Raw genomic sequence first — 14793 nt, forward strand, 5'->3', positions numbered from 1 at the left:
ATTAATTTGACACGCGTGTCATTTATTTGTGTTGAGGAGAGGAATAGCATATGTTTTTGGCATTGAAGGAATTGAGACACAGCAGGACAAGGTTTTTGATGATTGCTATCATTTTTGTGCTTATTTCTTGGTTGGTGTTTATTTTGTCAGGTTTGGGGAATGGGTTATCTACGCTTGCGGCTTCGACGTTTAAGACGATGAGGGCTGATTATGTGGTTTTCGAACAAGGGTCGAAGGCTTCAATGAGTAAGTCTTTATTGTCTAATGATTTGTCAGCTAAATTAGCAGAGATGCCGAATGTAAGTGCCGTTTCACCTATGGGAACCATCATGGCATCGGCAATCAAAGGGAGTAGCAAGTTGAATGAGGATAAAGTAGATATAGCGATTATTGGAATTAACCCGGGGAGCTTTCTTGAGCCGGCGATTATTGAAGGCACGGGGCTGACATCCGATCAGATGACGAAGGTCATCGTGAATGAGACGATGAAAGACGAAGGATTTAAGCTAGGGGACACCTTCCAATTAGATGGTTCGACGGAATCGTTGACGATTGTCGGCTTTGTCAAGAATCAGACGTATAACCACGTAGCAGCTGTATTTACACCTATTGAAGAGTGGCGTAAGCTTGCGTTTGCGGCACCAGGCTCGGACAAGGGAGTCATGGACCCCGTCAATGCGATTATGCTTCAAGGTAAAGATATTGATCGGAATACTATAAATGAACAGCTTTCGGGTACCGATACGGTTACTCGTGCGGCGGCGGTACAGGGAATGCCTGGATACAAAGAAGAGAATGGCACAATCATGATGATGCTTGTGTTCCTGCTTGCGATATCAGCATTCATCATTGGCGTGTTCTTCTATGTATTCACGATGCAGAAGTCCAACCAGTTCGGGATTATGAAAGCGATCGGAGCCAAGAATGGTTTCTTAGGTAAAGCCGTCGTCTCACAGGTGTTCGTCTTGTCGCTCTCAAGCATTATCGTTGGCATCTTATTGACATATGGTACAGCGGCAATCATGCCCCAAAGCATGCCGTTCATGCTGGATACGAAGCTGGTGTTCACGTATTCCATTGTATTGCTGGTGATCTCATTGCTTAGTTCGTTGGTATCCGTTCGCACGATTTCGAAAATTGATCCGCTTAAGGCACTTGGGAGGGTTGAGTAATGACAGAAGGCTTGCAAATAACAGCAGCTTCCAAATATTACGACGAAGGATTGAATCGTATTGCGGCATTAGACCGAGTGTCCATAAAAGTGGAGCCAGGTGAGTTCGTCGCAGTGGTAGGTCCGTCGGGTTCTGGAAAAAGTACCTTTCTATCTGTCGCGGGTGCACTGCTCAAAGCTTCCGAGGGAGAGGTCATACTACATGGGAAGGACATATCGAAGCTGTCAGGCAAGCAACTATCCGATGTCCGATTGCATGAGATTGGCTTCATCATGCAGGCCTCGAATTTGGTTCCATACCTGAACGTTCTTGATCAGTTGCTTGTCGTGAAACGGATGTCAGGAAAGGTCCGTGCAGCAGACAAAGCGATGGCTATAAAGTTACTTGAAGAGCTTGGTCTAGGCACTAAGCTGAAGAGCTACCCGGAGGAGCTGTCGGGGGGCGAGAAGCAGCGTACCGCCATTGCCCGCGCGTTAATTAACGATCCCAATGTCATATTGGCGGATGAACCTACAGCAAGCCTGGATACGAAGCGCGCTCATGAAGTTGCCTCCTTGATTGCCCATGAAGTGAGAACACGCCACAAAGCGGCGATTATGGTCACACACGATGAGCGGCTGCTTACCTACTGCGACAAGATATACCGGATGGAAGATGGCAAGTTATCTCTAGCGGAACTGGAGTCCATCCATTAAGGTGTTGTTGGAATCCTCTTCATTTCGTGAGCAATGAAAATTCCAAAAAAATAGGGAGATGGTAAGGATGATCGTCGTCACGAACCGAATTAAAGTGAAAAAGGGAATGGGCGCAGTAATGGCACCGAGTTTTACAGCACCAGGCCCTCTAGACACTTTCAAGGGCTTTGTCAAAGTAGAAGTATTGCTGACACAGAACTTAACTGAATACGATGAGTTAAATGTAAACATGTATTGGGAAAATATGGATTCCTTTACAGCTTGGAGAAATAGCGATGCCTTTAAATCGGCACACAAACGTCCAGAACCAGGTTCAGAGGCAGCAAATAAAGAATCTCCAATTCTCGGAAGTGAGATCATAACATATGAAGTGGCATCAGTAAAAAACCGATAGGCCCCCATTCAGCGGACAGGATATAATAAATCCAGGTACTGTGTAAACCGGTACCCATAGACTAAACACTTTGAAAAAGTTGTATGGGCTGTGGGTACTTTTGCGTATGAAGTAGCAACGAGGGAAGATTTCGCCCTATAGATGATAAGGAGAGCCGTATCATAAGTAGGGTGCAATTCAGGGGAGGGCCGGATAGGCTGTTGTGGGACTAGGGTGAAAGTTGCCGTTTCAGTTTGTCAGTTGCTTATTGCTTGATGTATAACATCTTATCTTCCCGTAAACGCTGAAAATATTCAGTTTAACGAAATACGGAATTCGGGGGGATAGTACATGCTAATCGGAAGTCACGTATCCATGGGCGGCAAGGAGATGTTGCTTAAAGCCAGCAAAGAGGCTGCTTCTTATGGAGCGAATACATTCCTGATTTACACCGGCGCTCCACAAAATACGAAAAGAAAACCGATCTCTGATTACAAGATTTCAGAGGGGCATTCGCATATGAAAGAGAATGGAATCAGCAATATTGTTGTTCACGCTCCTTTCCTAGTCAATTTGGCAAATTCCATGAACAATCAAGTATTTAGTCACAGCATTGCTTTTATGCGCGATGAAATGGATCGGACGGAAGCATTGGGTTCGGAACAGATTGTTATGCATCCTGGATCACACGTTGGAGAAGGAGTAGGCAAAGGGCTTAACAAGATCATTAAGGGGCTTAATGAAGTTCTTACCCGGAATGAAAAGGTTCAAATCTCGTTAGAGACGATGGCCGGTAAAGGGACGGAATGTGGCGTTCGCTTTGAGGAATTGGCTCGCATTATAGACGGAGTAACTTACAATGAGTGTCTTTCAATTTGCCTGGACACTTGCCACGTTCATGACGCCGGATACGATATTGTCCATGACTTTGACGGCGTGCTTGATCAATTCGATCGCATCATTGGGCTCAATCGGTTAAAGGTGCTTCACATAAATGATTCCAAGAACGAACGCGGCTCCCGAAAAGATCGACACGAGAATATCGGACATGGATTTATAGGTCTGCATGCCTTGGACTACATTGTTCACCATCCCCAACTTTCTAATCTCCCCAAACTGCTTGAAACTCCATCTATAGGGCCTATTAAATACAAAAACCCTCCGTATAAACATGAAATTGCTTTACTGAGAGGAGAATTAACAGAACCAATAGAAAAGTAATGAGGATGGCAAAACATGATCGCTACTGCGCCATAAAATCGCCAACCTGCGAACTGCAGATTCTCTGGTTCTTCCACATCCAATCGTCTATATCCCTGCTAGCCTACCCCAGTTTTGGGTACAGCAGCATGCCCTCAATCACCGATTTCTCTTATACATTCGAACAGTTCTCGCTCATGATTGAGCAACTATTGGATCAGTTGTCTATTCCACAGTTTATTTTGTACTGTCACGATTATGGCGGTCCCGTAGGTTTCACCTGCTCAATGTGGGAATTGCATATAGCGGTGTTTCCAATTCCAAGCATTATGAGATGCTGCTTAATCAAGCTCATCACTTAGGGCTGAAGTATGCCAAGAATAAGCAAGTCCCTCTCGATCATTTTTCGAGAGGGGCTTCATTGTAATCTTTCACAGTATAGTTCGCCTATATCGTCCTACTTCTATAAGTAATAAGGAACAGTTACTTCACTGCCGGGTGAGAAGTAGACATGGTTAGTATCTCTTCATAAGCCGAAATTTCGACGCCAGAGCAATTCGAAACCTCAAGCACTAACTTTGGTGTAGAGCCAGGTATTGGTATGTTTCTTCTCTATTAACTTTTCAACTTTTTTACATAGATTTGATATATTCTACGACTTTTATGAATGTAATCATGTTAAAATATCTCAGGAACAGAAATTGGAGAGGGGTTTTGTAACTCATGTCATGGAAAAAAGTTCTGGGTAAAAGCACCATTCGTGTGGCTACTACTGCACTATTGCTTTCCCAACTATTTGGTGCGGTAGGCTCTGTCTCTGCTGCAAGCTCAGATGTTGAAGTGCACTTGATTGGAATCAATGACCTGCACGGTCAGTTGGATACCACATCGATGGTTAGTGATAAGAAGGCAGGAACGGCTCCAATTCTAGCAACCTATTTAAAAGAAGCTCAAGCCAAATATGAAAACTCTCTACTCTTCCATAATGGAGATTCTGTTGGTGCATCTGCTCCAGTTTCATCTCTAGATCGTGATGAGCCTACGTTGGAATGGATGAATATGATGGGATTTGATGTAGGGTCTTTGGGCAATCATGAATTCGACCAAGGTATCGCTGCATTAAAAGCACAAATCTTTGGTGGCCTGGATCCAAAAGAAGGCAAGGTAACTCATGCTGGCGCAAAATTTGATTATGTAAATGCAAACGTCATTGAAACCTCCACGGGCAAACCATTGATTAAGCCATATGTGGTTAAAGAAGTGGGCGGAGTCAAAGTCGGATTTATTGGATTAGTAACGAAAGCGACACCTTCTAAAGTATCCCCAGCGGGTACGGCAGGCGTGCGTTTCTTAAGCGCAGAAGAAGAGGTTGAAGCCGTAAATAAATATGCAAAAGAATTGCAAGATCAAGGTGTAGAAACGATCATCGTCCTGGCACATGATCCAGCAACAACCAAGGACGGTGTAACCACTGGAGAAGCGGCTGATTTGGCTAAAGCTTTGCCTGCCGATTCCCCTGTTGACGTTATCGTTGCAGGTGACAACCATGCTTTAGCTAACGGTGAAGTGAATGGAAAATTAATCGTTCAAGCTTATTCTTATGGAACGGCATTTGAAGATATTAAGCTGATGGTTGACCCTACTACGGGGGATGTAACCGAAAAATCAGCTACAGTTACAACGACTTATCAAGAGGGTGTCAAAGAAGACCCTGAATCTTTAGCTATTATTAAAAAATCATTAGACAAGCATCCTGAGTTAACGAAGCCAGTAGGTACTACAGATGGTTCTGTCACCCGTACAGATGCTTATAATAATGAAGCGCCTCTAGGGAACCTCATTGCAGATGCAATGCGGCAAGCAGACTTTGGTGATAAGGCAAGCGCTGCTGACTTTGCATTTATGAACCCAGGTGGTATTCGTGCAGATCTGCCAAAAGGCGATGTGACCTTTGCTGATCTTGCTAAAATCCAACCTTTTGGCAATACTTTGGTGAAATTAGAGCTGACTGGTGAACAAATTCAAACCTTGTTGCAGCAACAATGGGGAACAAATGCTGACGGTACACCCAACACCAAAACACTCCAAATCTCTGGCTTGAAGTATACTGCAGATTTCAATAAGCCAGTTGCAGAACGTGTGACTAGTCTTACTCTTGAAGATGGTACACCGATTGACCCTGGAAAAACATATACGGCTGTAGTTAACAACTTTATGGCAGCAGGTGGAGATAACTATACGGTGCTAGTGGATGCTAAATCATCCTTAGCAGGTCCGATCGATCTGGATGTATTCTACCAGTACATTGTAGATACTTTTAAAGGTGGCGCTATTCAAGCTAAAACAGAAGGACGTATTACGAACCTGGGTGCATCTACAGAACAACCAGAAACACCTGTAACCACAGAAGTGATTTCTCGTGCTGAATTTGTAAGTGCTCTTGTAGACATGTTGAAGCTAAACGAAGTAGCTGCAGCACCTGCATTTAAGGATGTCGCTGCTGACGCTGCCTATGCAGATGCCATCGCTGAAGCTGCTCATGCTGGATTCATTCAAGGCTACGGTGGTAACTTCAATCCTGATCGTGATATCACTCGTGAAGAGGCGGCTACCATTCTTGCTAAATTGTTGAACAATCCAGTTTCTGATAAAAACGCTGCTACGATCATTGCAGGTTTTGAAGATGGCAAAACCGTTTCTGCCTATGCGGTTAAATCTATGGCAAAGCTGATTGATAAAGGTATTCTAAGTGCAGCGGAGAAAAATTTGCTTCAACCTAAACAAGGTCTTTCTAATAACGATGCAAAAGCTTTAATTCAAAAAGCAGTCGCGGCAAAAGCTTCATAATTTAAAAACTTATTCAAGCCCTATATTAAGACAGGAAAACACATCCTTTTTGGTGAATAAGCTTTTTTCTATGAATAAACCTCAATTGGTCCTTCAATTCATGATAAGGTTTATCTAGAAGAATGCTATATCCCCATTTAGGATGTGTTTTTTCATGCTTACATGACGGGTCAGAAAATGACAATACGCACACCAGATGGAATTAAAGCAAAAAACTGACGGTGGCAGCTCCATCCATTTCCCGCTGACAACGATGTTAAGCTGAAACGTATCACAAGTGACACCAGCTTTTTATATAAAAATTTTTCTAGTCATGTAGAAATCGGAACAGCCCATACGACATTATAGTGCAACCCAATTCCAATACGGTTTTAAAGAAAGGAGTTTTTGTATGAGTTACACCTTAATGTTTTACGAGAGTCAGGAGGACTTTGCGGCAAGAATGGATCCGGCCCGGCAACAAGAATATTTGGCAGGCTGGACGCACTATGTGCATGCTTTACGGGAGTCCGGAATAGTGGTATTCGGTTCGGGTCTCCATGCTCCTGAGTCAGCTGCAACAATGAAGCGGCACGGCGGTGAGATGGTTGTTCAGGACGGACCGTTTCCCGAAACGAAGGAGCAGCTCGGCGGGATATTCGTAATTGATGTTCCGGATCTTGACACTGCATTAGAGTGGGCTGCTCGAGGACCTGTCGATACGGTGGAGGTCAGACAAAACCTTCCCGCGTTGAAGTAATCACGCCATGGAAGCTCATCAAGTCATTGAACTAATGGCCCGTAACGCTTACGGCCGATTGCTCTCCTATTTGGCTGTAAACTGGCGGGATTTGCAGGCTGTCGAGGATGCCATTGGAGACGCCTTTCTCGCTGCGCTAGAAACTTGGCCGAAGATCGGCATTCCGGATAAGCCTGAAGCATGGCTCGTTACTGCCGCCAGGAGGCGGCTTATCGACCGTGCACGCCGTACCCGCGTTTCCGAAAGTGCGCTGCCGACACTCATTGCCATGTCCGAGGATGCACAACGGTTGGCATCTTCAAGTGCCGGCTTTCCGGACGAACGACTGAGGATGATGTTTCTTTGTACTCATCCGGCAATTGACCCTGCAATGCGTACACCGCTTATGCTGCAGACGGTGCTTGGAATCGATGCAGCCCGAATTGCATCTGCATTCATAATCAAGCCCTCCACCATGAGTCAGCGTCTTACCCGGGTAAAGGCAAAAATTCGTGCCGAACGCATGACTTTTGAATTACCTGATGATGAAGAAATCGCAAATCGTCTTGATTCCGTTCTGGAGGCCATTTACGCTGCTTACGGAAGCGGGTGGGACGAAGCAGCCATTGCCGAGTCGCCTCGCAGAAGATTGGCGGAGGAAGCGATTTTTCTAGGAAGGTTGCTCCTCCAATTCGCTCCACGCAAACCGGAGGTGAATGGTCTGCTGGCGCTCATGCTGCACTGTGAAGCGCGACGCGAGGCCCGGCATGATGGAGAAGGGAACTTTATTCTCCTCTCTGAGCAGGATTGTGCTCGATGGGAGCAAGGCTTGATCTTGGAGGCGGAGCGTCATTTGCATATCGCCTCGCAGGCCGGTGAAATCGGCCGATTTCAACTCATGGCCGCAATCCAATCGGTGCATGCACAGCGTTTATCGACTGGGCGTACAGAGTGGGAGGCGATTGCTCAGTTATACGAGGGTCTCACTCGTATATCTCCCACACTGGGCGCATTAGTCGGCCGAGCTGCGGCGGTGGCGGAGGCTTATGGATTGGAACGCGGCATTGCTCTCTTAGAAGCCATTCCATCTGAAAGGGTGGTTAGCTATCAGCCTTACTGGGCACTTGCCGGCCATCTGTACAAACGGATACAGCGAAAAGAAGATGCCCACTCGGCTTATAGCCGTGCCATTGGACTAAGCACAGATGCATCGATTCGGCAATTTCTAAACCGCCAAGCTAGCGAGATATAAAACGCATAACGAGATAAATCTAAGGCACCCGAGAGGGTGCCTTAAAACTTGCCGTTATGGAGTACCATTTTCCATCAGGATGCTCTAATTTTTTTCATCATTAGCCTGCCTCCCATCCTGTAACATTTTAAATCGCTTCATTGTCTTGATTATAAAGACAGGAAAGAGGTGCTTCAGATGGCAGCGAAATATGATGTGGTCATTGTTGGCGGAGGACTCGCTGGCTTGGTGGCTGCACTTTATTTAGCGAAAGAGGGTAAAAGTGTCGCAGTTCTGGAGAGTCAGGGGCAAATGGGCGGAAGAGCGATCACCACCGAAAAGGAGGGGGTGCGTTTTAATTTAGGCTCACATGCTTTATATTTTGGAGAAGCCTATGCTATTTTCCAAGAACTCCAGCTCACGCCGGATCTGTTCAAGAGAGTTGATGATTTCACGCCGTATGGAATATGGAAAGAGAAGGTGTACCCCTTTCCCGCAGGTATCGGCTCATTGTTAAAGTCTCCCTTGTTACCGCTCTCAGACAAAGTCAAGTTCGGGGCCATCCTCATGAAAATCCTCAAATTAGACACGGAATCGATTCCCTATATGAGTTTACGATCTTGGATGGAGGAGAATGTGGAAAACCCTATGATCCGCAATCTGCTGTACGTTTTGGCTCGGGGGGGAACGTATGTGCAAGCCCCTGATTTGCAAGTAGCCGGTCCTCTCTTCAAACAAATGCAGCGTTCGATTAAAGGCGTGTATTATGTGAAAAAAGGATGGGGCTCTCTAGTTGACCATTTGTGCAAGGAAGCACTCCGTTTAGGTGTAACCCTGCTGCCCCTGAAAAAGGTGAGATCCGTTGAACACCGTAATGGGCAAGTGCAGCACGTTCAATGTGCGGATGGTGAAGCGATCGATGCATCGCATGTCATATTGACGACTTCGCCGAAAGTTTTCATGAAGTTGATCCCCCAAGCTGAACATACCTCGCTCAAGCTCTGGGAACAACAAGCGATTCCGATTACGGCCGCATGTCTGGATATCGGATTACGAAGACTCCCAAATCCGAAATATCAATTTGTGTACGGTGTCGATCAACCGATTCTTATGGTTAACGCTTCACGGGTCAAGGGATTGGAACTAAGTGATGATGGCGATATACAGTTGTTCCAGATGATTAAATTTCAAGGACAAAGCAGCGATGCGCAGGAAGATCGCAAACAATTGGAGCGAGCGATGGATCTCGTTCAACCGAACTGGCGTCGAGAGGTGGTTGCGGAGCAATATTTCCCCAGAATGACGGTTGTTCACGATTTCATGCATATGAAACGGACGGAAAACCCGGGACCCGCCGTTCCGGAAATCAGGGGCTTATACGTAGCCGGAGATTGGGCAACGCATGGCGAATATTTAGTAGATGGAGCGGCGGCGAGCGCCAAGCGAGCCGCATGCCATATCCTCTCTCGCGAACCAATGCGGGTATAGAAGGGACTTGTTATGGACACGGAAAAAATGTATCAACTCTACCGGCCGTTATTGTTTTCACTTGCCTATAGAATGCTTGGAAGCGTAATGGATGCCGAAGATATCATACAAGAAGCTTTTCTAACCTTCGATCAACTGCCCCCAGAAACGAATATTCGCAACGAAAGGGCCTATCTGTGCAAAATCGTCACGAATCGTTGTTTGAATCTGCTGCAATCCTCCGCTAAACAGCGGGTGGTTTATGTAGGGACTTGGTTGCCTGAGCCCTTAGTACAGGCGGAGAATTTCAACCTGAATCCTTCCGAAATCTATCAACGGAAAGAAACGATTTCAACGGCTTATCTGTTACTATTGCAACAATTGAGCGCGGTCGAGAGAGCGGTGTTTCTTCTGAAAGAAATTTTTCAATACCCATACGACGAGATTGGAGAAATCATCGGGAAGAGCACCCTCAACTGCCGGCAAATCTTCCATCGGGCGAAAAAGAGCATGCATCATAAATCACCACATCATTCCACGAATTCAGTCGCAGACTCCCAGGTACAGCTTTTTCTTCACGCTCTGATCGAGGGGGATATGGAAAGCTTAATGAAGCTGTTAACTACAGACGTTGTCCATTATACCGATGGAGGGGGCAGGGCCCAAGCTGTAACACGCCCGGTCATGGGGATCGTGAATGTGATTCGTCTCTATAAAGGGTGGGCGGACTGGTTCAGACAGCCCGATAGTCGATTTGCCTATTCAATGACCGATGTGAATGGAAGAACAGGATTTGTATTAACGATAAATAACCGTGTGGCCTACGTGTACTCGTTCGAAGTCAGAAGCGATGGCATCCAATCGATTTATGCCGTCGCGAACCCGGATAAACTCAAACATGTGAATCCTACGTTGTCATAGACCATTTTGTTCATATAGACAGATTAACCCTCCATTAGCAGCAAATTAGAGATAGTAGCTCCTATGGAGGGTCAGTTATGATGGTCCGGCCGGATGCCTTTTGGGACTTCAGATGGAATACTCACTGATAGACTAAATCCCCATTAAAATCTCTTCCGTTGTGCGAATCTGCCCCATCCTCGGGAAAATGACATCCCGTACATGCTCATGCTCAGCCTTCGTGAACCCGGTCATGGCGTCAATCGCGAAAATGATATCGTATCCGTGCTGAAAAGCTTCTCTGGCGGTTGTATCCACACCGATCCCTGAGGCTATACCGCAGATGACGATGGTATCCATGTTTCGGCGGCGCAGCTGAAGATCAAGGTCTGTTCCGTGGAAGGCCCCCCATTGTTTCTTAGAGATGATATGATCCGTTTCAGTTACGCCGAGCTCGGGAACAAATTCATCCCAGCCCTCAACCAGATTGAGTTTGGGAGGCGCGGCATCAAGCTTGGGGCTAAGCATATCTTTGAAGTCCTTACTGGATACATGCACAAGCGCCACAAAAGCCCCATGGTTACGGAAATGATGGGCCAGCTTGGCTGCATTGGCAATGACCATTTCGGCGGAATAAGGAGCGTACTGCTGGCCAATCCATTGTTGGAGATCGATGACAACCAGAGCTGTTTTGTTCCAATCTATTAACGGTTCTCTTTTCCCGCTATTCGAATGATTATCGTTTAATTGGCTCATAGGAAACCTCCGCTAATCTTGTAGTTGTAATGGTGACTGCATCAGTATATATTAGGCCGTGGTGATTAACGAGAGGGCGGATTATCCTAGGAGTGATTCTCCTAGAATGCATAGATGTTGTGAAGGTATCTGAAGGATTTTGACGCAAAGTGCTGAATATTTAAACGGGATGTTTGTTTCTACCAATCTATGTAAACAATATTTAGAAGACTAACAGATTTGACAGTCACTTATACTTATATAGATTTCCGGAAATGAAGAGAAAACGGGGGATGAAAATGTCGTATATCGTTGATTTTAAACATGTATCTACGGTTGGTCTGGAATCTTCACCTGTCGCCGAAGCGCTTGCCGGTTTGCGCGCAAATGAAGCCCGTTATTTTATGAACAAATACAAGCATGAATTTACGGTGTTGCCCGCCAGCGAAAGGCAGGAAACCCTGGATTATGTGAACCGGATTTTAAAAAAAGAACGGGATATTGAGTTTGCGGCCAAACCTTTGGAGACATCGCGTTTTCAAGTAGAAAATATCCAATTTGCCTACGTCTTTTACGAGGATGGTCTGGGGCTTAATGTCATGTATACGGTGGACGACCCGAAGAAGCGGGCCGTCGGTTTTAAGCTTTCGGAAGGGATGGAGGTACCCCAAGAGCTGGAAGGGAAGTTTAAGTTTGCGAGGCAGAAGTCCAAGCTGGCCGGGACCATTCGGGGCTCGTTTTTTGTCATTAAAGGGGAATATTGAGACAACAAGCATTAAGACATCGAAGAGCTCAAACCAAAACACGAACAGGACAGGCAGGGCAGACATGGATCCCCTGTCCTTTGTTTTTTAAAGAACGCCCGCCTACGCTCCTTCTAGCCTCGCGATCCTACTCCTCAACGGCAATGCCGGCAGCTTTCAAATGCCCATAGGTCACGATTCTACTGAACTGGGATGACACTTCACCCGCGGGCAGGGGCCGGTCGTTTTTGATCCACCAAATCACGATCCCCATGAAAGCCGATACGAGGTATTCAAGCAGCAATTCCTTAGATACCGCTAACGGCGAATTCCTCTGCGCAGGTTTCCACCCCTCATCCAGTTTGCCTTTGATGATAGCCTCCATTTTTGCTCGAAACGGATAGATTCTGCTCTCCTCAACCAGCATGGCATAGTAAAAAGTAATACTGCCCGAAATGTGTTCCAAGACGGCTTGCATAACGGTCTCAAGTCTGGACATACGGAAAGGGTTCATATGGAATGGGCAAAGTACAACGGTCTGCTGTAATTCGCTCAACAGCTCATCCATGCAGGTATCTAATAAATCCGGTTTGTTCTGGTAATGAAGATAAAACGTGTTTCGATTGATCATCGCCCGGTCGGCAATATCCTGGATCGTGATCGCTTCGTATCCTTTTTCCTGAATCAGCTCATAAAATGCCTTTCGGATCGATTGTTTCGTGCGCACAATTCTTAGATCGGTATTCTTTTTTTTCATGATTTTCGCTCTCCTAAAAGAAATTTATAACGTTAAGCGACAAATCTCTGCGAATTGCCTTTTATCCTGCAAAACTCAAAATATTGAATATTGAGGGTGATATGGTTCCTTATTATAATGAGCACAAGATAAATAAACAACACGATGTTCATTATTTATCTGATGACGATAAATTCGAGAGTTTTGGACCGGTCCATCGCTCTCAAATGTTTTTTTTACTTTTGATAAATACAGGGAGGAGATTCCGATGACATTTAATCATCACAATGAGCTTGTCCGTAAGGCAACCGCTGTACTGGAAAGCTTGGAGAGCGGCAGCCCCGAAGCGATTACGGCGTACGTTCATCCGGAAAAATATATTCAGCACAACCAAGCCTTATCTGATGGCCGTGAAGCCATGCTTGGCGCAATGGATCATTTGAGGGAAATCGGTACGAAGGTCAGCGTTAAGCGTGCTTTGGTCGACGGAGATTTTGTGGTGCTCCATTCCGTATATGATTTTTTCGGTCCTAAGATCGGGATTGATATTTTCCGTTTTGAAAATGGGCTCATCGTTGAGCATTGGGACAATTTGCAGGAGATGGTGGAGAAGACGCCAAGCGGCCATACGATGATTGACGGACCGGTCACGATTCAGGATATCGACAAGACGGATGCGAATAAAGGACTTGTTCAAAGCTATGTTGAGAGCATTTTGTTTGGGAAAAATCCGGAGCTGCTGAACTCATATTTTGACGGGGATCGCTACATTCAGCATAGTCCGCATATCGCGGACGGCCTTTCGGGGCTTCATACGGCACTCCAGGCACTGACGGAGAAAAAGATTGAATTTCAATATACTCACCTCCACCAGGTCATCGGACAGGGCGATTTTGTGCTTACGGTAAGTGAAGGTTTGTTTGATGGTCAGCCTACGGCTTTTTACGATTTGTTCCGCGTGGAGAACGGAAAGATTACCGAGCATTGGGACGTGGTCGAGGCCATCCTGCCGGCGGAAAAGCGGAGAAATTCGAACAGCCGATTTTGAGGCTTGTGCGGCATTGATAGAAAGGCATCGCTGAATTATTTCGGCGGTGTCTTTTTGTGCTGCGGTCATTAGCGATAAGTGACCCCGAAAAGGAGCTTAGCGTTGGGTCTCGAATATACACCAGTGTTTACTTCATTGGTTTAAGCAGAAAGGTAACCTAGAATAGTGACGGACTTTGATAAGGAGGGCTTAGTTTGGAGTATGAAGTGCCTAAACAGTGTATTTCGGTATCAGCTCTGCTCACCAATGAGAAGGGGGAGGTATTGTTGCTTAGAACCCACTGGCGTTCAGATACATGGGAGATGCCGGGTGGAAATGTTGAATTAGGTGAACCTCTTGATCAGGCGATCTGCAGGGAGTTTCTTGAAGAAACGGGTATCGTTATTAAGCCCATGGGTATAACCGGCGTCTATATGAACACAACAAAACAAGTTTTGTCTGTGTGCTTTAGAGCACAATACATAAGCGGTGAAATTAAAATACAAGAAGACGAAGTTCTTGAGGCCAGATATATAAAAATTAATGAATCCAATATCGGGGAATACATCACGAGACCCCAACAGCGGTCCAGACTATTAGACGCCATGAATGCTAAATGTTTTGTGCCCTTTGAAGCATGGGAAGTAAATCCTGATTATAGGCTACTGCACAGATTAGAAGGGAATACAAACCATAATGATTGTTAAACCGCTCCCACAGAATATTAATGCCGGAGTCTTCATCCCTTATTTCTGTGCATATAAATCAAATATCTCACCCGATTTTCACCATTCAGCCAAATAAAATAGCCCTCACAGAAGAACAATACGATGTAGATTACACTTGACACCATCGTGTCGGTGATATAGCATTAATCCTAATAATTAAACTACGTTGAAAAGGAATAGTACGGTTTTCTAAGCGAACAGAGAGCTGTTGGCCGGTGTGA

General features: G+C 45.7%; 14 protein-coding genes and 1 other annotated feature (1 of these 15 cut by a window edge). Of the genes, 12 read left to right on the plus strand and 2 right to left on the minus strand.

Going from position 1 to position 14793, the window contains the following annotated elements:
* The first annotated feature begins 50 nt into the window (after positions 1-50).
* The 9 genes from FHS19_RS25770 (at position 51) to FHS19_RS25810 (ending at position 10624) form a co-directional block, all read left to right on the plus strand.
* Positions 51-1172, plus strand: coding sequence for an ABC transporter permease (locus FHS19_RS25770; protein WP_183584660.1), 1122 nt, complete (start codon positions 51-53; stop codon positions 1170-1172).
* Positions 1172-1867: an ABC transporter ATP-binding protein gene (locus FHS19_RS25775; RefSeq protein WP_183584661.1), complete on the plus strand. Its 696-nt coding sequence runs from the start codon at positions 1172-1174 to the stop codon at positions 1865-1867. Before FHS19_RS25770 ends, FHS19_RS25775 begins: the two co-directional genes overlap by 1 nt.
* A 67-nt stretch (positions 1868-1934) precedes the next feature.
* Positions 1935-2261 (plus strand): heme oxygenase, encoded by a 327-nt coding sequence (locus tag FHS19_RS25780; protein WP_183584662.1) that lies wholly within the window; start codon positions 1935-1937, stop codon positions 2259-2261.
* A 330-nt stretch (positions 2262-2591) separates the two neighbouring features.
* Positions 2592-3461: a deoxyribonuclease IV gene (locus tag FHS19_RS25785; RefSeq protein ID WP_183584663.1), complete on the plus strand. Its 870-nt coding sequence runs from the start codon at positions 2592-2594 to the stop codon at positions 3459-3461.
* A 702-nt stretch (positions 3462-4163) separates the two neighbouring features.
* Complete coding sequence (locus tag FHS19_RS25790) at positions 4164-6287, plus strand: bifunctional metallophosphatase/5'-nucleotidase (protein WP_183584664.1); 2124 nt, start codon at positions 4164-4166, stop codon at positions 6285-6287.
* A gap of 391 nt (positions 6288-6678) precedes the next feature.
* Positions 6679-7026 (plus strand): YciI family protein, encoded by a 348-nt coding sequence (locus FHS19_RS25795; protein ID WP_183584665.1) that lies wholly within the window; start codon positions 6679-6681, stop codon positions 7024-7026.
* A gap of 7 nt (positions 7027-7033) precedes the next feature.
* Positions 7034-8257 (plus strand): RNA polymerase sigma factor, encoded by a 1224-nt coding sequence (locus FHS19_RS25800; RefSeq protein WP_183584666.1) that lies wholly within the window; start codon positions 7034-7036, stop codon positions 8255-8257.
* A 177-nt stretch (positions 8258-8434) separates the two neighbouring features.
* Positions 8435-9724, plus strand: coding sequence for a phytoene desaturase family protein (locus tag FHS19_RS25805; protein WP_183584667.1), 1290 nt, complete (start codon positions 8435-8437; stop codon positions 9722-9724).
* 12 nt (positions 9725-9736) lie between these two features.
* Positions 9737-10624, plus strand: a complete 888-nt coding sequence (locus FHS19_RS25810) for an RNA polymerase sigma-70 factor (RefSeq protein WP_183584668.1) — start codon at positions 9737-9739, stop codon at positions 10622-10624.
* 132 nt (positions 10625-10756) lie between these two features.
* On the opposite strand, the gene FHS19_RS25815 is transcribed toward FHS19_RS25810, so the two are convergent.
* On the minus strand, positions 10757-11359 hold the full coding sequence (locus FHS19_RS25815) for an isochorismatase family protein (protein ID WP_183584669.1): 603 nt from the start codon (positions 11357-11359) through the stop codon (positions 10757-10759).
* Positions 11360-11637: 278 nt separating this feature from the next.
* Here FHS19_RS25815 and FHS19_RS25820 point away from each other — a divergent pair, with 278 nt between their 5' ends.
* A complete protein-coding gene (locus tag FHS19_RS25820) occupies positions 11638-12102 on the plus strand; it encodes a DUF8821 family protein (RefSeq protein WP_183585238.1) in 465 nt (154 codons plus the stop codon).
* Positions 12103-12229: 127 nt separating this feature from the next.
* On the opposite strand, the gene FHS19_RS25825 is transcribed toward FHS19_RS25820, so the two are convergent.
* Positions 12230-12838 (minus strand): TetR/AcrR family transcriptional regulator, encoded by a 609-nt coding sequence (locus FHS19_RS25825; RefSeq protein WP_183584670.1) that lies wholly within the window; start codon positions 12836-12838, stop codon positions 12230-12232.
* 247 nt (positions 12839-13085) lie between these two features.
* On the opposite strand from FHS19_RS25825, the gene FHS19_RS25830 reads away from it, so the two are divergent.
* Together FHS19_RS25830 and FHS19_RS25835 are read left to right on the plus strand one after the other, a co-directional pair.
* Entirely contained in the window at positions 13086-13865 is a 780-nt protein-coding gene (locus FHS19_RS25830; protein ID WP_183584671.1) for a nuclear transport factor 2 family protein, read from the plus strand.
* Positions 13866-14059: 194 nt separating this feature from the next.
* Positions 14060-14551 carry an NUDIX hydrolase gene (locus FHS19_RS25835; protein ID WP_183584672.1) on the plus strand — a complete coding sequence of 164 codons (492 nt, stop codon included), beginning with the start codon at positions 14060-14062 and terminating at the stop codon, positions 14549-14551.
* Positions 14552-14729: 178 nt separating this feature from the next.
* Positions 14730-14793 (plus strand) — a binding site (T-box leader) (it continues 198 nt past the right edge of the window).

The organism is Paenibacillus rhizosphaerae (assembly GCF_014192015.1).
Taxonomy (GTDB): Bacteria; Bacillota; Bacilli; order Paenibacillales; family Paenibacillaceae; genus Paenibacillus_AQ; species Paenibacillus_AQ rhizosphaerae.